General features: G+C 65.5%; 17 protein-coding genes. 7 read left to right on the plus strand and 10 right to left on the minus strand.

What is annotated here, in order from left to right; genetic code table 11:
• Nucleotides 1-2 precede the first annotated feature (2 nt).
• The 3 genes from C9I57_RS19250 to C9I57_RS19260 all read right to left on the minus strand — a co-directional run bounded on the left by C9I57_RS19250 (nucleotide 3) and on the right by C9I57_RS19260 (nucleotide 2827).
• Nucleotides 3-1196, minus strand: coding sequence for a urate hydroxylase PuuD (locus tag C9I57_RS19250; protein WP_107152226.1), 1194 nt, complete (start codon nucleotides 1194-1196; stop codon nucleotides 3-5).
• 38 nt (nucleotides 1197-1234) lie between these two features.
• Nucleotides 1235-1588: a hydroxyisourate hydrolase gene (uraH, locus tag C9I57_RS19255; RefSeq protein ID WP_107152227.1), complete on the minus strand. Its 354-nt coding sequence runs from the start codon at nucleotides 1586-1588 to the stop codon at nucleotides 1235-1237.
• 303 nt (nucleotides 1589-1891) lie between these two features.
• Nucleotides 1892-2827 carry a LysR substrate-binding domain-containing protein gene (locus tag C9I57_RS19260; RefSeq protein ID WP_107152228.1) on the minus strand — a complete coding sequence of 312 codons (936 nt, stop codon included), beginning with the start codon at nucleotides 2825-2827 and terminating at the stop codon, nucleotides 1892-1894.
• Between the two features lie 207 nt (nucleotides 2828-3034).
• Here C9I57_RS19260 and C9I57_RS19265 point away from each other — a divergent pair, with 207 nt between their 5' ends.
• From C9I57_RS19265 to C9I57_RS19280, 4 genes are all read left to right on the plus strand, one after another.
• Entirely contained in the window at nucleotides 3035-4639 is a 1605-nt protein-coding gene (locus C9I57_RS19265; protein WP_181321882.1) for an ABC transporter ATP-binding protein, read from the plus strand.
• Nucleotides 4640-4692: 53 nt separating this feature from the next.
• The gene (locus C9I57_RS19270) at nucleotides 4693-5790 is read left to right on the plus strand and encodes an ABC transporter permease (protein ID WP_107152229.1); all 1098 of its coding nucleotides are present in this window, start codon (nucleotides 4693-4695) and stop codon (nucleotides 5788-5790) included.
• Between the two features lie 10 nt (nucleotides 5791-5800).
• On the plus strand, nucleotides 5801-6730 hold the full coding sequence (locus C9I57_RS19275) for an ABC transporter permease (protein WP_107152230.1): 930 nt from the start codon (nucleotides 5801-5803) through the stop codon (nucleotides 6728-6730).
• A gap of 117 nt (nucleotides 6731-6847) precedes the next feature.
• Complete coding sequence (locus tag C9I57_RS19280; RefSeq protein ID WP_107152231.1) at nucleotides 6848-7945, plus strand: BMP family ABC transporter substrate-binding protein; 1098 nt, start codon at nucleotides 6848-6850, stop codon at nucleotides 7943-7945.
• A 130-nt stretch (nucleotides 7946-8075) separates the two neighbouring features.
• Here the strand turns inward: C9I57_RS19280 and C9I57_RS19285 are convergent, their stop codons facing one another.
• Together C9I57_RS19285 and C9I57_RS19290 are read right to left on the minus strand one after the other, a co-directional pair.
• Nucleotides 8076-8285, minus strand: coding sequence for a dodecin (locus C9I57_RS19285; protein ID WP_107152232.1), 210 nt, complete (start codon nucleotides 8283-8285; stop codon nucleotides 8076-8078).
• Between the two features lie 180 nt (nucleotides 8286-8465).
• Nucleotides 8466-8948 (minus strand): hypothetical protein, encoded by a 483-nt coding sequence (locus C9I57_RS19290; RefSeq protein WP_018443508.1) that lies wholly within the window; start codon nucleotides 8946-8948, stop codon nucleotides 8466-8468.
• A gap of 387 nt (nucleotides 8949-9335) precedes the next feature.
• On the opposite strand from C9I57_RS19290, the gene C9I57_RS19295 reads away from it, so the two are divergent.
• Both C9I57_RS19295 and C9I57_RS19300 read left to right on the plus strand, forming a co-directional pair.
• The gene (locus tag C9I57_RS19295) at nucleotides 9336-10940 is read left to right on the plus strand and encodes a sensor histidine kinase (RefSeq protein ID WP_107152354.1); all 1605 of its coding nucleotides are present in this window, start codon (nucleotides 9336-9338) and stop codon (nucleotides 10938-10940) included.
• 63 nt (nucleotides 10941-11003) lie between these two features.
• Nucleotides 11004-12998 carry a hybrid sensor histidine kinase/response regulator gene (locus C9I57_RS19300; RefSeq protein ID WP_107152233.1) on the plus strand — a complete coding sequence of 665 codons (1995 nt, stop codon included), beginning with the start codon at nucleotides 11004-11006 and terminating at the stop codon, nucleotides 12996-12998.
• 74 nt (nucleotides 12999-13072) lie between these two features.
• Here C9I57_RS19300 and mscL read toward each other — a convergent pair whose 3' ends face one another.
• Entirely contained in the window at nucleotides 13073-13519 is a 447-nt protein-coding gene (mscL, locus tag C9I57_RS19305) for a large conductance mechanosensitive channel protein MscL (protein ID WP_107152234.1), read from the minus strand.
• 404 nt (nucleotides 13520-13923) lie between these two features.
• On the opposite strand from mscL, the gene C9I57_RS19310 reads away from it, so the two are divergent.
• Nucleotides 13924-15558, plus strand: coding sequence for a methyl-accepting chemotaxis protein (locus tag C9I57_RS19310; protein WP_107152235.1), 1635 nt, complete (start codon nucleotides 13924-13926; stop codon nucleotides 15556-15558).
• Nucleotides 15559-15610: 52 nt separating this feature from the next.
• Here C9I57_RS19310 and C9I57_RS19315 read toward each other — a convergent pair whose 3' ends face one another.
• The 4 genes from C9I57_RS19315 to C9I57_RS19330 all read right to left on the minus strand — a co-directional run bounded on the left by C9I57_RS19315 (nucleotide 15611) and on the right by C9I57_RS19330 (nucleotide 20006).
• Nucleotides 15611-17095: a flavin-containing monooxygenase gene (locus C9I57_RS19315; RefSeq protein WP_107152236.1), complete on the minus strand. Its 1485-nt coding sequence runs from the start codon at nucleotides 17093-17095 to the stop codon at nucleotides 15611-15613.
• An 11-nt stretch (nucleotides 17096-17106) separates the two neighbouring features.
• Complete coding sequence (locus C9I57_RS19320) at nucleotides 17107-18279, minus strand: tetratricopeptide repeat protein (RefSeq protein ID WP_107152355.1); 1173 nt, start codon at nucleotides 18277-18279, stop codon at nucleotides 17107-17109.
• Between the two features lie 154 nt (nucleotides 18280-18433).
• Nucleotides 18434-19114 (minus strand): PspA/IM30 family protein, encoded by a 681-nt coding sequence (locus C9I57_RS19325; RefSeq protein WP_107152237.1) that lies wholly within the window; start codon nucleotides 19112-19114, stop codon nucleotides 18434-18436.
• Between the two features lie 361 nt (nucleotides 19115-19475).
• The gene (locus tag C9I57_RS19330) at nucleotides 19476-20006 is read right to left on the minus strand and encodes a plasmid mobilization protein (protein ID WP_181321883.1); all 531 of its coding nucleotides are present in this window, start codon (nucleotides 20004-20006) and stop codon (nucleotides 19476-19478) included.
• Nucleotides 20007-20237: the final 231 nt, after the last annotated feature.

Below are 20237 nucleotides of genomic sequence, written 5' to 3' on the forward strand. Positions count from 1 at the left end.
GCTCAGCGCTGAGCGCCCGACTCGAACCAGGCCGCGATTTTTAAACGCTCGTCGTCGGTCATATGCGTCACGTTGCCGAGCGGCATGGCCTTCAATTGAACGGCCTGTTGATAGATGCGCTGCGCGTTGCGCGCGATCTCGTCCGGCGTATCGAACATGACGCCGGCCGGGGCGCTGCCCATCAACGTCGGGTGCGCCGAGTGGCAGGCAACGCAGCGTTGCTGCAGCACCGGTGCGATCTCGGCGATCCGGACCTGTGGCGCGTTGGCGGCTTCGGCTTGCGGCGCGATCGGCCGCGGCAACGTGAAGGCGAGCGCGGCGGCGAGCAACGCCGCGCCGGCGGCCGGAAGATACCAGAGCACCCGCCCCCGATGGCGCATGACGAAGAACTGCCGGATCAACGCGCCCGCCAGCATGATGATCGCGAGAACCGCCCAGTTGTGCGGGTGCGTGTACGTGATCGCGTAGTGATTCGAGAGCATCGCGAAAACGACGGGCAGCGTGAAGTAGGTGTTGTGCACCGAGCGCTGCTTGCCGCGCTTCCCGTAGATCGGATCGGGCGCTTCACCCTTCAGCATGGCGTCGACCATCTTTCGCTGGCCGGGAATGATCACGAAGAACACGTTGGCCGACATGATCGTCGCCAGCATCGCGCCGACGATGAGATAGGCCGCGCGGCCCGCGAAAATATGGCAGGCGAGCCAGGCCGCCACGAGCACATAAAGTCCGACGCAGACGCCGAGCAGTTTGTCGTTGGCGCCGAGCAGGCGGCAAAGTGAGTCGTAGACGATCCAACCCGCCGCGAGGAAACCCAACGCAGCCGAGATGGCGACGACGGGGCCCATGTCGAGCACGTTCTTGTCGATCAGATAAGTGCCGGGCGAGAAAAGATAAACGACGGTGAAGAGCGCGAAGCCGGACATCCAGGTCGTGTAGGACGGCCACTTCGACCAGTGCAGGTCGTCGGGCATCTCCGGCGGCGCCACCATGTACTTCTGCATATTGTAGAAACCGCCGCCGTGGACGTGCCAGAGTTCGCCGAATACGCCGCGCGAGACGAGGGCCGGGTCTTTCGGCTTTTTGAGGCTGTTGTCGAGCGCGACGAAATAGAACGATTCGCCGATCCAGGCGATCGCCACCACTACATGCAGCCAGCGAAGCGCAAGGTTGAGCCAATCGGTGATGAAGCCTTCCATGAATTCTCCCTCAGGACACTAACCGCCGGTGTCGGCGCTCAGCTGCCGCGATAGGTGCTGTACGCCCACGGAGAGACGAGCAGCGGGACGTGATAATGCGCTTTCGCGTCGGCCACGCCGAAACGCAGTACGACGCGATCGATGAAGCGCGGCGCCGGCAGGGCCACGCCGGCTGCGGCAAAGTAGTCGCCGGCGTGGAAGACGAGCTCGTATTCGCCGGTCTTGAAGGCGGAGCCTTCGAGAAGCGGCGCGTCGCAACGCCCATCGCTGTTCGTGACGGCGCTCGCGAGCATCCGGCGCGCATCCCCGTCGAGCGAAAAAAGTTCGATGCGGATGCCCGCTCCGGGGCGGCCGTGGGCGGTGTCCAGCACGTGTGTAGTGAGCTTTCCCATGCGAAGGGGATCCTGGTCGCCAAGTTTTCGGGTATGACGGCGCCTGAAGTCGTTCGCGGCAAGCGCCGTAGAGGCATTCTATGAAGTCCCGGCGCGGTGCGCGCGAGCGATAGGAAAGATAAGCCCGCGCGCATGAGGGATCCAATATATGGCGGCCCTGAAGGCGAGTATCGGCCGTGCAGTATTGCCACAGCCATTTTGGCCCTCGATCGTTGCATCGACGCCGCGGCATGCAATTCGAATGCGGAGCGGTGCGGGAATGCAGGCGGCGCCGAGAGCGCCGCCTTGTCGCGGACAGCTGAGTCAGATTGCGCGCTCGACGAGCGCGCGCGTGGCTTCCGCGACGACGGCGCGCAGCCAGCGCACTTCGTCCGAGTAGTGGCAGCGCTCGTGCCAGAGCTGGTAGTACTGCATCGGCGGAAAGTCGAGCGGCGCCGGCAGAACGGTCAGCGGAAGGAGCTTCGCGTAGTGATCCGCGAACAGACGCGTGGTCGTGAAGATCAGATCCGACTTGACGAGCACGTACGGCGCGAGGTTGAAGTACGGCAACGTGACGACGACGTGGCGCTTGAGCCGCTCGCGGGCGAGATGGACATCGATCGCGCCGCGCTGGCCGACGGAGTAGGGAGTTGGCGCAAGGTGCGGCGCATTCAGATACTGATCGAGCGTCAGGCTGCCGCGCTTCGCGAACGGGTGCGTGTTGCTCATCACGCAGACGATTTCGTCCGTGAAGAGGTTCGACAAGTGAAGCTGCTCGGGCGGCTCGGGCCAGTTTCCGACTACGATGTCGAGCTTGCCTTCTTCGAGCGCGAGCTCGTAGTCGAACGCGGGACCGAGCGAATGGAATTCGAGGGTGGCGTTCGGCGCGGCCTGGCGAAAGCGCTCGACGACCGTCGGCACGAACAGCACGTTGAGGTAGTCGGGGCAGCCGATCCGATAGCAGCGGATCGACGTGGCGGGATCGAAGTTGTGCTGCTGAAAGCGGATGCGCTCGATCTCGCGCAGCGCGTTCTGCGTGGGCTCGAGCAGGCGCAAGCCGTACTCGGTCGGCACCATGCCTGACTTGCCGCGCACGAGCAACGGATCGCCGGTGATGTCGCGCAGGCGCCTCAACGCGGCGCTGATCGCCGGCTGCGATTGATTGAGCTTGACGGCCGCACGCGTCACGCTGCGCTCCATCAGCAACGTGTGGAGGACGCGCAGCAGGTAGGTGTCGATCGCCTCGCGTTGCTGACTCATGATCTCTCCATTTATATTCCCAGGCTGATCGACCGGGGATGCGGATATCAGGCTTTTAATATGTGCATTAATTGGCGTCAAGCGAGACGTACCCAAATGACGCGAGAACGGGACACCGCGGCGCGCCGGATTTTGTCGGCTCGACGGTGCAGGGCGATTTAGGTATCGTCGGGCCACAAGCCGCGACGACTGCGGCTGACTGACTTCATGAACGACATTTCCGACCATTCATTTTCGCAGCGCGATCAAGGCGCACCGCGAGCCCCGGCTCCGCGGCTCGAGCTTTCGCGCATCTGCAAGCAGTATCCGGGCGTGCGTGCGAACGACGACGTGAGTCTCGTCGTCGCGCCCGGAGAGATTCATGCCGTGCTCGGCGAAAACGGCGCCGGCAAGAGCACGCTGATGAAGATCGTCTACGGTGCCGTGCGGCCCGATGCCGGCGAGATTCGCTGGGAAGGCCAGCCGGTCGAGATCGCGAGTCCGGCGGCGGCGCGCAAGCTCGGCATCGGCATGGTGTTTCAGCATTTCTCGCTCTTCGAGACGCTGACCGTTGCGGAGAACATCGCGCTCGCGCTGGACGAGCCGTTCGACCTGGCCGCGCTCGGCAAGCGCATCAGCCAGGTGTCGGGCGAATACGGTCTCGACGTCGATCCGGCTCGGCATGTGCACAGCCTCGCGGTCGGCGAGCGGCAACGTGTCGAGATCGTGCGCTGCCTGCTGCAGCATCCGCGCCTCTTGATCATGGACGAGCCCACGTCGGTGCTGACGCCACAGGCCGTGCGCAAGCTCTTCGAGACGCTCAAGCGTCTCGCGGCGCAAGGCTGTAGCCTCCTTTACATCAGCCACAAGCTCGATGAAATCCAGGAGCTTTGCGATACGGCCACCGTCATGCGCGGCGGCCGCGTGACAGGTCGCGTCAAGCCCGGCGAGGAAACGCATGCGTCGCTCGCGCAGCTGATGGTGGGCCACTCGTTGCCCGATTACACGCGTCGCGCGCATACGCCCGGCGACGTGCTGCTCTCGGTTCGGCACTTGTCCGTCCCGAGCGATGACCCATTCGGCACCACGCTCGCCGATGTGTCGTTCGACGTGCATGCGGGCGAAATTTTCGGCATAGCCGGCGTGTCGGGCAACGGGCAAGCCGAGCTCTTGGCTGCACTCTCGGGCGAGCGGCTCGCTGCCGGCGTCGCGCCCGATGCCGTCGCGATTTGCGGCAAGCCGGCCGCGCGCTTGTCGCCGGCGGCGAGGCGCCGGCTCGGATTCGCGTTCGTGCCCGAAGAGCGGCTCGGACGCGGCGCGGTACCGTCGATGTCGCTTGGCGAGAACGCGCTGCTGACGGCCCACCGCAAGCCGGGCATGGTGCGCCACGGCTGGGTCGGCGCGCGGGCGGTGCGTGCGTTCGCCGAGCGCTGCATCGAGACCTTCGACGTGCGGTGCGGCGGCCAACACGCGCCGGCCAAATCGCTGTCGGGCGGGAACCTGCAGAAGTACATCGTCGGCCGCGAGATCCTTCAAGAGCCGAAGGTGCTCGTCGTTGCCCAGCCGACCTGGGGCGTCGACGTGGGCGCGGCCGCGTTCATTCGCCAGCAGTTGCTCGACCTGTCGGCCAAGGGCGTAGCCGTGCTCGTCATCTCCGAGGAACTCGAAGAGCTCTTCGACATCTGCGATCGCATCGCGGTCGTGGCGCGCGGACGCTTGTCGCCCGCGCGCAGGACGAGCGAGACGAACGCCGAGGAGATCGGCCGCTGGATGGCGGGGCTCTTCGGCGATGGCGGCACGGTACCGCCGGCGCCCAAACCCGCGCACGCGTGAGGGCGGCACCAGGATCGACCGAAAAGCGACCACAACCCCAATCGACACCGGACATGCATTTTCCCTATCGACTCGAGGCTCGTACGACGCCCTCCCGCGCGATGCAATTCGCCGTGCCGCTGATTGCGGCGGCGCTCACGCTCATCATCGGCTTTTTGATCTTCGGGCTGGTCGGGCGCGATCCCGCGGACGCCATGCGCGCGTTCTTCATCGATCCGCTCTCGAGCGTGAACGGGTGGTCCGAGCTGCTGCTGAAGGCTTCGCCGCTTTGCCTGATTGCGCTCGGCCTCGCGATCAGCTATCGCGCCAATGTCTGGAACATCGGCGCCGAGGGACAAATGCTCATGGGCGGCATCGCGGCCAGCGCCGTCGCCATTCATTTCGATCAGGCGAGCGGCTGGTGGATCCTGCCTTCGATGATGGTGGCGGGTATCGTGGGCGGCGTCGTCTGGGCCTCGATCCCGGCCTTTCTGAAGAGCCGCTTCAACACGAACGAGATTCTGACGAGCCTGATGCTCACCTACGTCGCGACGCAGCTCTTGATCTATCTCGTGAGCGGTCCGATGCGCGATCCGCAGGGGATGAATTTCCCGATCTCGGAGATGTTCAGCGGCGATGCCCTTTATCCGACGTTCGGCGGAGACTGGCATTGGAAGTTCATGCGTGGCACGCGGCTCAATGCCTCGATCTTCATCACGCTTGCCGCGGTGCCGCTCATATGGCTCTTCGGCGCCAAGAGCTTTGCGGGCTTTCGCATGAACGTCGGCGGGCTCGCACCGCTTGCCGCGCGTTACGCCGGGTTTTCCGACAAGCGGACGATCTGGACGTCGCTCATCGTGAGCGGCGCGCTTGCGGGGCTCGCCGGCATGGGCGAGATAGCGGGGCCGATCGGCCAGTTGCAGGCGACATGGTCCCCGGGATACGGCTTCACGGCCATCATCGTCGTCTTTGTCGGACGCCTGCATCCTGTCGGCATCGTGCTCGCCAGCTTGCTGATGGCGTTGCTTTATCTCGGCGGCGAAGCCGTGCAGACGTCATTGCAGTTGCCGCAGGCGCTCTCCGGGGTCTTCCAGGGCCTGCTGCTCTTTTGCCTGCTCGGCGCCGATCTCTTCGTGAACTACCGCGTGCGGCGCGTGGCGCTCGCCGCATAAAGATTATCCGATGAACATCGAACAACTCAGCGCGCTCGCCTCGAGCGCAGTCGTCGCCGCGATTCCGCTCATGTTCGCGGGGCTCGGCGAGCTCGTCACGGAAAAATCCGGCGTGCTCAATCTCGGCGTGGAAGGCATGATGCTGATGGGCGCCGTGAGCGGCTATGCGGTCACCGTCGCGACGGGCAGCCCCTGGCTCGGTATCGCCGCCGCCGTCGCGGCCGGTACCGCGATGGCGCTGCTTTTCGGCTTTCTCACGTTGACGATGCTCGCGAATCAGGTGGCCACCGGTCTGTCGCTGACGATCTTCGGCATCGGCCTGTCGGCCTATGTCGGCAAGCCGTATACCTCGGCATCCGTCGGCGCGACGATCGGCGCGTGGGCGATTCCCGGTCTCTCGCGGATCCCCGTGCTCGGACCGGCGTTGTTCACGTTGACGCCGCTCGGTTATCTGGCCTTCCTGATGTTCGGCGTCGTCGGCTGGTTTCTTTATCGCACGCGCGCGGGCCTCGTTCTGCGTTCGGTCGGCGAATCGCCCGAAGTCGCGCACGCGGTGGGCTTTTCGGTCGTCGGCGTGCGCTACGGTGCGACGCTGTTCGGCGGCGGCATGGCCGGTCTCGCGGGCGGCTACTACTCGGTTGCCTACTTGCAGCTTTGGCAGGAGCAGCTCACGTCGGGGCGAGGCTGGATCGCACTGGCGCTCGTCGTATTCGCGACTTGGCGGCCGGGGCGGTTGCTGCTCGGCGCGCTGCTCTTCGGCGCCGTGACGGGGCTGCAATTCTATGCGCAAGGCGCAGGCGTACCGGTGCCGACTCAGTTTCTCGCGATGTTGCCCTATCTGGCCACGATCGTCGTGCTTGCCGCGATCTCGCGCAATCCCAATGTCATCAAGCTCAACGCGCCCGCGTCGCTCGGCAAGCCGTTCTTCGCCGCGCTCTGAGCACACGGCACAAGTTGCGGTGCGGCGGCCGGTCCGCCGTGCCTCCGATCGATGACACGACTCAACGCCGCTTTTCGCCGATTATTACCGTCAAACCCACTCCATTGGAGAAGCTCAATGAAAAGAAAAATGTCGACCACATGGGCCGCAAGTGCCGCGCTCGCGCTCGCTTTGGCTTTTGGCGCCGCGGGGCAGGCCGCGCGAGCGGCCGATGCGCCCGGCGTGGCGTTCGTCTACCTTGGCAATCCGGGCGATGCCGGCTGGACCTTCGCGCACGATCAGGGCTCAAAGGAAACGGAGGCCAAGTTCGGCGACAAGATCAAGGTGACGCGCGTCGAGAATGTCCCCGAATCGGCCGATTCGGAGCGCGTCTTTCGCGATCTCGCGAGCAAGGGCAACAAGGTCATCATCGGCACGAGCTTCGGGTATCAGGACTTCGAGCTCAAGGTCGCGAAAGACTTCCCCGATACGGTCTTCCTCCATGCGACGGGTTTCAAGAAGGCGCCGAACTTCGGCACCTACGACGTGCGCATGTACCAGGGGGCCTATCTGGCGGGCGTCGTCGCCGGATACGTCACCAAGACGAACACGCTCGGGTTCGTCGCTTCGGTGCCGATCCCCGAAGTGGTGCGCAATATCAACGCGTACACACTGGGCGCCCGCTCGGTGAATCCGAAGGTCCACACTAAAGTGATCTGGATCAACAGCTGGTTCGACCCGGGCAAGGAGAAGCAGGCTGCCGAGACGCTGATCGGTCAGGGCGCCGACGTGTTGCTGCAAAACACCGATTCGAGCGCGACGCTCGCGACGGCCGAGGCCAAGAAGGTGCACGCGTTCGGCTGGGACTCCGACATGAAGAAGTTCGGGCCCGATGCGCATCTGGGTTCCGTCGTCGGCCACTGGGGCGTCTACTATACGGCGGCCGTGCAAGCCGTGCTCGACGGCAAGTGGAAGAACGATCCCGTCTGGTGGGGCATCCCGCAGAAGGCCGTCAATCTCGAGGACTTGAATGCCGCGGCGATTCCGGCCGACGGCCAGAAGAAGGTCGACGCGATGCGCAGCGAGTTGGCGGGCGGCAAGTGGGATGTCTTCACGGGGCCGATCAAGGATCAGTCGGGCGCCGTCAAGGTGCCCGCGGGGAAGACGCTGACCGATCCGGAGCTGCAGCGGATCAACTGGTATGTCGAGGGTGTAGAGGGTAGTCTGCCGAAGTAATCCGGCGCTTGGGGGCTGCCATGAGCGGAATGGGTGCGCGAACGCCGCGCCCGTCACTGAACATAGGGGCCGTCGGCCCCTATGCGTTCCGTCCGCTTTCGTTTTCGCTGTCCCTGCTGGCCGAGGCGCTTCATTCCTCGAGGCGCATGCCCACCTTCAGGGTGACCTGCCAATGGGCGACCGTGCCGTTCTCGATCCGTCCGCGCGTTTCCGTGACCTCGAACCAATCGAGGTTGCGAAGCGTCTTCGAGGCGCGTTCGAGGGCGGTGCGAATCGCGTCATCGGTCGACTTGGTCGACGAACCGGTCAGCTCGATTTGCTTGTAGACGTGGTTGCTCATGAGCGGCTCCGATGTCCGGGGGGAACAGTAAGAGTATAGGCAACGGTGCCGTGCCATGCCGGCCGAAGGCTCGCCGACAAGCGTCGGCGCAGGGGGACTCAGGGAGGGAAGCCACGGGCGGCCCGCGGCCTCGTCGAAGAGGGTCGGTCGTACGCTCGAGAGCGGTATGGCGCGCGACGCTCAGCGCAGCGAGCGCGGCGTGGCGTCGCCCGCATTCTGACGGCGCGCGCCGCGTGCGGCCGCGCCTGCGCCGAACTCGGGAAGAATCCTTGCCCGCGCGCGGCTGGCGAAAACCAGGAATCCGAATCCGTTCGCCTCGTACCAGTAACCGCCGTTCTCGAGCCCGTCGAGCGGTTGCTCGAGCGCGTTGGCGATCGACTCCATGCAACGCCGGCGCAGCTCGTCGACAGCCGGATACGGCGGCTGCGCGCCGCGTACGCTGCAAAGCAGGACATCGAGGCCGGGCAGTACGTGCGCGTAGAGCACAGGCTCGTCTTGAGCGCGCGCTCGCGCGATCTTCGTATCCAGCTGAGCAAACGGCTTGAATTGACGCAAGACGGCCAGAAACGACTCCTCGCTTTGCGCGCTAGCGCGCCTGCGCTTTTTCGGGAAGGACATAAACATTCGCCTGAAAAAGAATTGCAAGAAACACAGCGTCCTCATGCGACCACTCCCGGCTCTCGCGCGCCGCACGTCGATCTTTTATAGCATACGAACACGTCGTGTTCACGATAATGCTCGGCTTCACCCGCAACCGGTCCGCATGCAGTGGCGAGTGGCGCCGCGCTGCGCGGCCGGCTACCGCTCGCCATCTACGTCAATAATAGGCCTCCCGCCCGTTCGCGTGCTGATCGAACGCAGAAAAAATGGCGATTTTGTGTGCGCCGTCGCCTCATGCCGTCGCGTTCCGCTTCGTTGAAATATCCGGGAACTGCAACGATAATGGGGCAGCTTGACGCTCCGCATGCCGGAGCGGCGCAAGGGTCGTGCCGCGGTGCTCTGCTGGGCTTCGGCGCGCGACTGAGAAAGCAAGAGGGCCGCCAAGGACACATGAAACTGTTCACCAAGGGGCTGCTGCTGATCGCCGTCCCGAGCGTCGTCGAACTGGCGCTGCTCGGCATGCTGTCGAAGACACAGGAGCAGGCGACGCAGGCTGCGCAGTGGGCCGCCCACAGCAAGCAGGTGCTCTACCAGGCGTCCGTCGTCGTCGATCCGCTTTTGCGCGCGGCCTCACGTGCGCGAGCAGGGCTCATTGCCGGCGACCCCTCGTTCTTCGATCAGCGAACGGTGTGGGCCGAGCTTGACGATAAGCTCGACCAGCTCGAAAAATTCGTCGCCGACGATCCTCTCCAGGTTGCTCGCCTTTCACGTATGCACGAGGCAGTGCACGCGTATCGTGCGCGGGTGGACGCCCAGTATGCAAGCCTGAAGAGCGGCCGCCGGGCGCAGTTCGCTGCATTCGACGATACGCCGCTGCCCACGCCGATCGTGACGTTTCGCGACGAACTCGACGCGTTCGTCGCGGCGGAGTCGCGCCTCGACGAAGAGCGCAGCGCCGAGCTCGCGGCGACGCGGGCCGGGCAGCGCCGCGCGCTCATCGCGGCGATCGCCGGGTCGATGCTGATCTGGGCCCTTGCCGCGCTCGGCTTCGCGGGCAATATCGGCCGGCGGCTTGCCGCCTTGACCGCCAATGCCGAGCGTCTCGGCCGCGGGCGGTCGCTCGGCGCGCCGCTCGCGGGGGACGATGAGATCGCGGCGCTCGACAAAGTGTTGCACCGGACGAGCGCGCGCCTCGCGCAAGCGGAGCACGAGCAGGCGACGCTGCAGACTTCGCTCGAAGCGCGGGCGCGGGAGCTGACGGAGGCGAACGAGAACCTGCGCCAGCAAAAGCAGGATAACGACATGTTCATCTACAGCGTGTCACACGATTTGCGCTCGCCGCTCGTGAACTTGCAAGGGTTTTCGCGCGAGCTTCAGGTATCGTGCGAGGAATTGCGCGCGCTGCTCGACGGCGCGCGTCTGCCGGAGGCCGAACGCGAGCGTATCATGCATGTGCTCGACGGCAATTTGAGCGAGGCCTTGCATTTCTTACGGACGGCCGTCGCGCGATCGGCAGCGATCATCGACGCGCTGTTGCGCATTTCCCGCGCCGGACGTCTCGAATACCAGTGGCAGCGTGTCAGCGTCGCGCGGACCGTCGCGCGCGTGATCGAAGCGCTGCATGGGGCGATTGCCGAGCGCGGCATCTCCGTATCGGTCGGAGAGCTGCCGCCCGCATGGGGCGACCCGACCGCGATCGAGCAGATTTTCGGCAATTTGATCGGCAATGCGATCAACTATCTCGATCCGGCTCGCCCCGGTCGTATCGAGGTCGGGGCGGTCGAGCGGCCCGCGGACGATACCGCCGCGCGCGGACCGCGCATGCGCGCCTATTATGTCAAAGACAACGGACTCGGCATCCCGGACGCCTACATGCCGAAAATGTTCAGCGCGTTCCAGCGGCTGCATGGAGACCGTTCGAAAGGCGACGGCATCGGTCTCGCGCTCGTGCGCCGCGTCACCGAGCGGCATGGCGGCCGTGCCTGGGTCGAGTCCGTGGAAGGTGTCGGCTCGACGTTTTTCGTGACGCTGCCCGAACAACCGATTCGCATGTAATAAGCTGTGGAATACGTAACAAGAACGAATGCACCGATTGCACCAGCCCAGTCAAGAACGAGTATGACCGAAGTGGCATCCCGCCCGGAACCCGCCCGCGTGCTCCTCGTCGACGACGACGAGGGCATTTTGAGGCTCGCGCGCAAATCGCTGGAACGCGCGGGCTGCGTCGTGTTCGCGAGCGCGACGCTTGCCGCGGCACGCGAAAGCATCGGGCGCGATCGGCCAGACCTCCTCGTGCTCGACTATCAGCTCGACGGCGTGGAGACGGGGCTCGACTTTTTCCGCCGGTTGCGGCGCGAAGGCGTCGCGCTGCCGGCGATCCTCGTGACGGGTTTCACGGACGAATCTCGCGTGATCGAGGCCCTGCGTGCCGGCGTCTCGGATGTCGTGCCCAAATCGGGTGGCTATCTCGACTACTTGCCTGAGGCCGTCGAGCGCGTGCTCGCGCAGATCCGGCTGCAGCGCGCGTCGGCCGAGGCGATCCTGCTGCGCGACCGTGAAGCCCATTACCGCAGCTTGTCCGAGGCGTTGCCTCATCTCGTGTTCACGAGCAACACGCAGGGGGAGTGCGACTTCTTCTCTAGGCAGTGGTATGCCTACACCGGCCTCGACGAAACGGCTTCGCACGGCTTGGGCTGGCTCGCGGCCATCCATCCCGACGATCGCGAGACGCTGCGCCGCAAGTGGCTCGATGCCGTGCACGGCGGGGCAGCCGACTATCGCCACGAGCTGCGGATTCGTTCGGGCGACGGCATTTACCGGTGGTTCGACGTGCATATCGCACCCGTGCGCAACGCGAGCGGAGGCGTCGGCAAATGGTTCGCGAGCTGCACGGACATCCAGTCGCGGCGCGAGGCGCTCGAGGAGCGCGAGCGGCTGCTCGCCGCCGAGCAGAGCGCGCGCCAGACGGCCGAAGAAGCGAATCGCGCGAAAGACCGGTTCCTCGCCATGCTTTCGCACGAGCTGCGAACGCCGCTGACGCCGGTGCTGGCGGGTACACGCGTGCTCGAGACGATGCCGGACCTGCCCGAGGCGGCGCAGGCGAACGTCAGGATGATCCGCCGCAACATCGAGCTCGAGGCCCGGCTCATCGATGATTTGCTCGATCTCACGCGTGTCGCGAACGGCAAACTGCGGCTGTCGCTCGAGACGGTGGACGTCCACGAAGTCATCGACAGCGTGCTCGAGCTGTTCGGCGGCGAAATTCAGCTCAAGCAGCAAGACGCGCACATCGAGAAGATGGCCGAGAGCCACTATGTCATGGCGGACCGCGCCCGGCTGCAGCAGATGCTCTGGAACCTCGTGCGCAACGCATCGAAGTTCACGCCTGAAGGCGGCCACATTTATGTGCGCACGCGCGACGCGCGTATGCACATCGAAATCTCGGTCGAAGACACGGGCATCGGTATCGCGCCGGATCAGATCGACAAGCTCTTCAACGCGTTCGAGCAGGGGAGCCAGCGCATGACGCAGCAGTTCGGCGGTCTCGGACTCGGCCTTGCGATCACGAAGGCGTTGACCGATGCCCATGGCGGCACCGTCAGCGCGCAGAGCCCGGGCCCGCATTGCGGCGCGACGTTTACGATCGCGTTACCGACCGTCGCCGCGTCGGCGTCCGAGCCCGTCGTCGCGCCGCCGGCGGCCGTCGGCGCGGACGATCGGCTCGCCATTCTGCTCGTCGAGGACCACGCCGACACGGCGGAAGTCATGGCGCAATTGATGCGCGGTCTCGGCCACGAGGTGACGGTGGCGTCGAGCGTCGCCGCCGCGCTCGCCGCCGCGCAGAGCGCGCCTTTCGACTTGGTCGTCAGCGATATCGGGCTGCCTGACGGCACGGGGATCGACTTCATCGGGGAATTTCGCCTGCGCTCGCAAGCGCCGGCCGTGGCATTGACGGGTTTCGGCACGGACGAGGACGTTCGGCGGTGCCTTGCCGCCGGCTTCACCTCGCATTTGACGAAGCCCGTCAACTTTGGCCAGCTCGAGGAGTTGATCCAGCGCGCGGCCGCCAACAAGGCAGGTGGCGGCGACGGCCCGCGCTCCGCGCTGGCTTGAGTTGCGCGGGGTTGGCGGAGCTGCGCGCCGTAGGCCGATGCCCAACGCGCCTGGCGAACTCGGGCCGCCGATGTTCAGCGCGGCGCGCGCTTGAGCTCGTCGCGAATTTCGCGCAGCAACAGGACGTCTTCGGGCGTCGGCGCCGGTGCGGCAGCCTCGGCCGGCGTGGGCCTGCGCAGGGCATTGATGAACTTGACCATCGCGAACACGATGAGCGCGAGAATCAGGAAGTTGATCAGATAGGTGATGAACGAGCCATAGCCGAACACGGCCACGCCCGCCTGCAGAAGGTCTTTGTAAGACTCGGGGTTGCCCTTGAACGAAGGGGGGATGTCGCCCAGCCGGATGAACTTGTTCGAGAAATCGAGGCCCCCCGTGGCCACGCCGACGATCGGCATGATCAGATCCTTGACGATCGAATTGACGATCGTCGAAAAGGCGCCGCCGATGATCACGCCGATCGCGAGATCCATCACATTGCCCTTGAGGGCGAATTCCTTAAATTCTTTTACGATGCTCATCGGTATTCCCTCCTTATGAACGGCGCGCGTGGCGGCAAAGCTGGGCGTCCGCGGCCATGATAGCGAACGACCCGAGTGTTCGTACAGGGCGGGCGTTTCTTTTTGATGTCGTTGCGTCGCGCGACGAACGGTAAGGCACAGGAGGGAGACGGACTCGATCCCTGTGTTTACGGCGGCGCGGCGCATACCTTGATAGTCGCGGCCGTAGTGAGTTACCTGCATTGCGCGCCTGAGATGCCACGTTAAGATGAGGTCGCGCCTTCGCACGCACGACGCGCCCGCAAGACCGCTCGCAGCAGACCGGGTAGTAAAAAACGCTCCGTCAGAGAGCCATCCGTGCGCGCTTTACACCACTACTGAGGAACCGTGCGTGTCCATTATTTGGCGCGCACGCGCTTGATACCATGCTGAATCGCTTGACGATACGCGGGGGGCTGACGCTCACGATCGCGGGCTACACGCTCGCACTGGTTGCGACGATGGCCGTTGCGATGCTCGGGCTCAACCAGAGCAATAACGCGCTGAAACAGATGTTCGCCACCGATACGGCGGCGCTGACGCATCTGAAAACGAGCTCGGAGCGCATGCTGCAGGTGCGGCTCGCGCTCAGCAGCTACGAAACGCTGTTTGCGATGGGCGAGGCGTCCGACGACATGCTGCCGAAAGCGCATGACGTAATCAAAGAAAGCGACGCCGAATGGGCCGAATATCTGAAGAAGCCGCGCGACGCCGAGGAGGCGCAGCTCGCGGACGCGGTCGGCACGGCCCGCAGCGCGCTCATCGCGCAAGCCGTTGAGCCGGAATTCAAGGCGCTGCAAGACAACGACTTCAACGCGTTTCGCAATCTGCAAGGGCGCACGGCGAATGCGCTCTACACGCGCTATGACGCCGCGATCGGCGCGCTCGAAGCGTTGCAGGTCCGGCATCAGCAGGCTCGCTACGATCGCGCGCAGGCGGCATTCCACACGCTGGCGGTCGGCGCCGCCGTCATCGCAATTGCCGCGCTCATCGTCGGCGCGCTTGCGCGGACGGCGCTCGTCTCGGCCGTCGTGCGGCCGATCGACGGTGTAATCCGGCATTTCGAGCGCATTGCTTCGGGCGATCTGACCGGCTCGATCGACGCAAGGCGTCGCAACGAGATGGGGCGCTTGCTGGAGGGCTTGCAGCGGATGCAGGCGGCGCTTGCCGCCACGGTATCGCGCGTGCGTAGCGGCTCGGAGGCGATCATGCACGGTGCGCGGGAGATCGCCTCGGGCAACGCCGATCTTTCGCAACGAACGGAGCAGCAGGCCGCCTCGCTCGCGGAAACGGCCGCGAGCATGGACGAGCTGACGGCGACCGTCAAGCAGAACGCCGAGCATGCGCGCGAGGCCAGCGGGCTTGCCGACGATGCATCGCGTACGGCGACGAAGGGGGGCGAGGTCGTCGGCGACGTCGTGCGGACGATGGAAGATATCGCCTCGAGCTCGCATCAGATCGGCGATATCAGCGGCGTCATCGAAGGCATCGCATTCCAGACAAACATCCTTGCGCTCAATGCGGCCGTCGAGGCGGCGCGCGCGGGAGAGCAGGGGCGCGGCTTCGCCGTCGTCGCGGGCGAGGTCCGCAGCCTCGCGCAACGCAGCGCGAGCGCGGCCAAGGAGATCAAGGCGCTCATCGCCGAATCGGCCGGCAAGGTCGAGGCCGGCACGACCCTCGTCGCCCGCGCCGGCTCGACGATGGACGAAGTCGTGGCCGCGGTGCGCCGGGTGACGGACATCATCGGCAAGATCAGCGCGGCCTCTGGCGAGCAGTCGAACGGGATCGAGCAAATCGGTCGCGCGGTCATGCAGATGGACACCGTGACTCAGCAGAACGCGGCGCTCGTCGAGCAAGCCGCGGCCGCCGCGGCGTCGCTCGAGGAGCAGGCGGCGCGGCTCGATGCGGCCGTGGCCGAGTTTCGGGTCGGGGCGTCCGCACTGGCGCGGGCGCCGTCGCAGACTGTCGAGTTGGCGGCGATGGGTAGTCGCTTGCAAGCCGAACCGGCGTTTTCGGCATAACGTCGATACCGGGCGACCGTAGCCGACCCTTCGTCAGCATCGCGATGGGCGGCTACAGAAAACGATAATCGCGAGTGCGCACACGCCGCGTGAGCCTGCGGAACGAAAACGTGAATCCGGGCCACAGTGCCGTGTTTTTCCCGCTCTCGGACAGATACCAGCTCCGGCACCCCGTCTGCCAGACGGAGCGACGCAGCGCAAGCTGCAGTCGCTCGTTGAACGCGCACTGCGCTTCATGGCGAACTTCCATCGTGCGCACGCGGTGTCGCTGCAGCGTGCGCAGGCAATCGGCGACATAGCGGATATGCGACTCGATCATATAGACCATCGAGTTGTGTCCGAGCCCGGTGTTCGGTCCCGTGATCATGAAAAAATTCGGGAAACCGGCGATGCTCGCGCCGAGATAGGCTTGCGGGCCTTCGCACCGCCAGAGTCTGTCGAGGTCGGCGCCATCGACGCCGGTCACCGGGAACGGCGCGCCCGCGTCGTTGACTTTGAATCCCGTGCCGCAGATGATCGCGTCGACCGCGTGATGCTTCCCATCCTCGGTGACGATTCCGTCGGCGACGATCTCTCGAATCGGCGTCGTGACGAGATCGGCGTTGGGCTGGGAAAGCGCGGGGTAGTAATCGCTCGACAACAGTACGCGTTTGCAGCCGAGCTGGTAATCGGGTGTGAGCTTCGCGCGCAGCACCGGATCCTTTACCCGCCGGGCAAGGTAGCCGAGGCTGAACGCCATCGGCCGCTTCATCAGCTTCGGGTTGACGACGAAGCCGAGCGCGCGCACTTCGTGCTGCCAGTAGAGGCCATAGCGCACGAGCCGTTGCGTAAATGGAAACGCCCGAAAAAGTTTCTTCGCGCGCTCGCTGATCGCGCGATCGCGCCGCGGCATGATCCACGGCGGCGTGCGCTGAAAGACCGAAAGGCGCGCGACGCGCGGCTGAATGCGCGGCACGAACTGGACGGCGCTCGCGCCCGTGCCGACAACAGCGACGCGCTTACCCTCGAGCGCATAGTCGTGATCCCAGCAGGCGGAATGAAAGAGCTTGCCGGCGAAACGCTCGATACCCGCGATTCGCGGCAGCGCAGGCCGAGAGAGGAGGCCATTGGCCGCGATGACGACGTCGGCTTCGACGATCTCTCTGATCCCGTTCGCCACGAGCTCGAGCCGCCAGATCAGGGCGTCGTCGTCGAATGTCGCCGCCTCCACGCGCGCGTTGAAGCGGATAAACGGCGTGAGGCCGTACTTGTTCGCGCAATGCTTAAGATACGCGAGTATCTCTTGCTGAGAGGCGAAGGTGCGCGACCAGAACGGGTTCGGCTCGAACGAAAACGAGTAGAGGTGCGAAGGGATGTCGCAGGCGGCGCCAGGATAGGTGTTTTCGCGCCATGTGCCGCCGACGTCGGCCCCCGCTTCGTAGATCGTGAACGTGCCAAGGCCCATCCGCATCAGGCGGATGGCCATGCCGATGCCGGCAAAACCGCAACCGATGATCGCAATGCGAGGCGGCGCGGTTCGGGCAGCCTCGCGCGGCATACCGGCCAAGCTCAGGTGTCGCTCCAGCCGCCGCCCGAATCGTCGCTGCCGTAGTCGACGCCGCCGCCACCGCTGCTACTATCGTCGCTCCAGTCGTTTGAGCCCTGACCGAAATCGACGCCGCTGCCGTTATCGCCACGCTCGGCTCGCCGTCGCGCCTCGTCGTCGTCGATGTAGACGTCTCGCTCGATCACGCGGTCGCGCCCATGCGATAGCGCTTCGCCGAGCAGCACGCCCGTCAGGAGCCCGCCCATGCCGCCGCCGAAGCCGCCGCCTTGCTGCACGACGACGGTCGGTTGCTGCTGCGGCTGCTGATAGGGCGGCTGCGGCGCCTGCTGCTGGAAGCGATCGGCCTCCTGCGCGTAAGGCGAGGCATTCGGCGCGCCGTACGCACCCGGCGCCGATGCGGCCACGTTCGGATCGGGCCGTCCTTCGGTGCGGGCCTTGAGGCTCGCGAGCTGCCGCTCGAGTTCCTCCAGTCGATAGGCGGGCACCGGATTCTTGCCGCCCGAGAGCGTTTCGACGAGCTCGCGCAGCTGCGTCTCCACAGCTTCGACTTCGCTGGCAAGCGTCTCATGCCCGGGCGCCGTCGAAAGCCGCGCATCGAGTCTGAGCGAGCGCGTTGCGTTGAGCAGCTCCGTTGCGCGCTTCAACTGCTCGCGGCGCTCTTCGTCGGCTCGGCCGTCTTCGGTCGAACGTGCGCGGCGCAGCGTCCAGCGCAGCACGAGCGCGATGGCCGCGATCACGATTGCGATGCCGATCCACGCTGCCATCGAGGGCCCCCGATGGGCGCTGGCCGGCTGCGCGGCCGGCGTTTGCTGCGCGGTCGTCGTCGTGGCCGTGGTCGAGCCGACGCGATTGGCGGCGGCCCGCACGCGCGCCTCAACCTGCGCGAAGCGCGAAGGATCGGTGAAGCGGATTTGCGGATCGAGCGTCTTAGCCTGCTCGATCTGCGCGAGGCCGTCGGCGAAGCGGCCCTCGCGCGCGAGCACCTGGCCGTACAGATAGTGGGCGTGCGCATTGTTCGGATGCGCCTGCAACACTTCGGTCAGCTCGGCATCGGCCTGCTGCCAGTTGCCTTGCGCCATCGCGCGCTCGACCTGCTGTGCGCTCGGCACCGCGAAGGCGAGTCCCGAAATCAGCAGCAGCAGCGATGCGCTTGCGGCTGCGAGAAATCTTTTCATTGGCTGAACCGGGCGCGGCGCGCCCGTCTCCATGGCAATCCTGATGTCGATACCGCAAGCATCGTGCAACGAGGCCGCGTATGACGACTTTCGGACATCGCATGCATCTCCACTCGGCGATACCCGCGCTGCACTGCACGCGATCGCTCGCTTCTTATTGCGCCGGCGTGTTCAATTGCTTCTTCAGCGCTGCGAGCCGCTCGTCGACGGACGGGCCGTGATCGAGCTCGGCCAGCTTGTCGTCGAGCGCTTTGCCGCTCGAGACGTCGGCCGAATTCAACCGCGCGTCCGAGCGCGCATTCGAGAGCGCGACCTTGTCTTCGAGCTTGCGAAAGTCCTCCGACAGGTTCTTGCCGCCGATGCCGCCGAGCGCCGTCGCCGCCGTGTCCTTGGCTTGGGCGATCTGCTGCTTCGCTTGCAGGATGTTCGAGCGCGCATTGAGGTCGTTGCGGCGCTGACGCATGTCCGCAATCTGGCTCTTCAGCTGTTCGACGGAAGGCTCGAGTGTCGTCAGCTCGTGCGCCAGGGCGTCGCGCTCGGCTTCGGCATTGGCCTGAGCCGCGAGCGCTTCGCGCGCCAAGTCTTCGTTGCCTGCCTGGAGTGCGCGCTTTGCGCCATCCTCGTACTTGCGGGCCTTTTCCGCGGCCGCGTCGCGCTTGCTTTGCTGCGTCGCGACCTGGGCCTCGATTTCGATGAGCGAGTTTTCCGCCTTGGCGATGCTGTCGTCGAGCTCACGCACGATCTGGCGCGCATCGCGCGAAGGATCCTGCACGGACTCGGCCGCATCGTTCAGCAACCCTTTGACAGTGCGCGAAATGGTGTCGAATAGCGACATGAAAGCCTCCTGTTGACTCGGCGCCGGACGAATGACGTGCGGGCGGGCGTTTCCTCGATACTGTACGCCGCCTCGCCGGGCGGGGGGTATCCCCGCTTCTGGCGGATGTCGGGTCGCATTCGGCATTTGCAATAGGGTTCTCGCCAAAATACGCGAGCACCGCGCGACCCATCCTTCCCGCCGGCGGATATTACAACAGTGCCGTGTTAAAACGGCCTTAAAAATGGTGGCGGGTCGGGCTGGGCGCAGATGGCCCGTCCTGTCGCGTCGCTCGGCCAGGCGGGCGGGGAACGGGCGATAAGCGGGCGGGAAGCCGGCGGGGCGAGGTCCGATGAGCGCTGTATCTGTATGCGACGAGTACTCAGGTGCCCGACCAGGCCTGTCGCGTCATGGGCAGGGCAGCGCCGCCAAATTCGGCCGCATGGTCGGCGTCCCGGCTGCCGGTCGTCCAGCGCGCCGCCATGCGCGCCACGGTTTGCGCGTCCAGACTGGGGTCCTCGCAGCGCGCATCGGCGTCTTCACCGCGCAGCTCCAGCGCCTGCGCGACGGCGGCTGCGACCGGGACCGGCTGCTCCCGCTCGTCGGCTTCGACGGCAGGCGGCGACACCGGCTCGGGCGCGGCCGCCGGCGCGGCGGGTGCGGCGACCCGCGCCGCCGCCGTCACGTGCGCAAGTTGCCGCAGCGTTTCGTTCAGCGCATCGACCGATTGCCCCGTGCGCCAGTTGCCCACGATGCGCGCGGCCCGCACTTGCTCGGCCGTGCCGTCGTAGGCGAGCAGGGCCCGCCGCAGCAGTTCGCTGACGCTGACGCCGAGCTCGCGCGCACGGGCGGTGATGGCGTGCTTCTGGGCGGGGGTGACGAAGACGACGAGACGTTCGCTGCTGTTTTTCATGGGTCGGCTCGCGGGCATGTATGAAAGAAAAGGCCAGTGGACGAGCGTGCCGTTTCTGCAGCAAGGCACCTTCTTATGATAGGACGCTCCCTGCGGACACAAAAAGGGTGGGCTCGAAGCTTACGTTGCTTGCCTCCCATAACGGGGCCGCTCAGTGCGCGTGGCGGAATCGGCGGCGAACGGGCGGCCAAAGACGGTCCGGCTCCGCAGCCTCTCTCGTCGGGCAATGCG

The sequence above is a fragment of the Trinickia symbiotica genome, from assembly GCF_003028655.1.
Taxonomy (GTDB): domain Bacteria; phylum Pseudomonadota; class Gammaproteobacteria; order Burkholderiales; family Burkholderiaceae; genus Trinickia; species Trinickia symbiotica_A.

Bases quoted from the DNA above. Each gene is read 5' to 3' on its own strand.
- C9I57_RS19250 (WP_107152226.1), bottom strand. From the start codon at position 1,196: ATGGAAGGCTTCATCACCGATTGGCTCAACCTTGCGCTTCGCTGGCTG.
- C9I57_RS19310 (WP_107152235.1), top strand. From the start codon at position 13,924: ATGCTGAATCGCTTGACGATACGCGGGGGGCTGACGCTCACGATCGCG.
- C9I57_RS19285 (WP_107152232.1), bottom strand. From the start codon at position 8,285: ATGAGCAACCACGTCTACAAGCAAATCGAGCTGACCGGTTCGTCGACC.
- mscL (WP_107152234.1), bottom strand. From the start codon at position 13,519: ATGAGCATCGTAAAAGAATTTAAGGAATTCGCCCTCAAGGGCAATGTG.
- C9I57_RS19295 (WP_107152354.1), top strand. From the start codon at position 9,336: ATGAAACTGTTCACCAAGGGGCTGCTGCTGATCGCCGTCCCGAGCGTC.
- C9I57_RS19280 (WP_107152231.1), top strand. From the start codon at position 6,848: ATGAAAAGAAAAATGTCGACCACATGGGCCGCAAGTGCCGCGCTCGCG.
- C9I57_RS19275 (WP_107152230.1), top strand. From the start codon at position 5,801: ATGAACATCGAACAACTCAGCGCGCTCGCCTCGAGCGCAGTCGTCGCC.
- C9I57_RS19300 (WP_107152233.1), top strand. From the start codon at position 11,004: ATGACCGAAGTGGCATCCCGCCCGGAACCCGCCCGCGTGCTCCTCGTC.
- C9I57_RS19320 (WP_107152355.1), bottom strand. From the start codon at position 18,279: ATGAAAAGATTTCTCGCAGCCGCAAGCGCATCGCTGCTGCTGCTGATT.
- C9I57_RS19270 (WP_107152229.1), top strand. From the start codon at position 4,693: ATGCATTTTCCCTATCGACTCGAGGCTCGTACGACGCCCTCCCGCGCG.
- uraH (WP_107152227.1), bottom strand. From the start codon at position 1,588: ATGGGAAAGCTCACTACACACGTGCTGGACACCGCCCACGGCCGCCCC.
- C9I57_RS19265 (WP_181321882.1), top strand. From the start codon at position 3,035: ATGAACGACATTTCCGACCATTCATTTTCGCAGCGCGATCAAGGCGCA.
- C9I57_RS19330 (WP_181321883.1), bottom strand. From the start codon at position 20,006: ATGAAAAACAGCAGCGAACGTCTCGTCGTCTTCGTCACCCCCGCCCAG.
- C9I57_RS19315 (WP_107152236.1), bottom strand. From the start codon at position 17,095: ATGCCGCGCGAGGCTGCCCGAACCGCGCCGCCTCGCATTGCGATCATC.
- C9I57_RS19260 (WP_107152228.1), bottom strand. From the start codon at position 2,827: ATGAGTCAGCAACGCGAGGCGATCGACACCTACCTGCTGCGCGTCCTC.
- C9I57_RS19290 (WP_018443508.1), bottom strand. From the start codon at position 8,948: ATGAGGACGCTGTGTTTCTTGCAATTCTTTTTCAGGCGAATGTTTATG.
- C9I57_RS19325 (WP_107152237.1), bottom strand. From the start codon at position 19,114: ATGTCGCTATTCGACACCATTTCGCGCACTGTCAAAGGGTTGCTGAAC.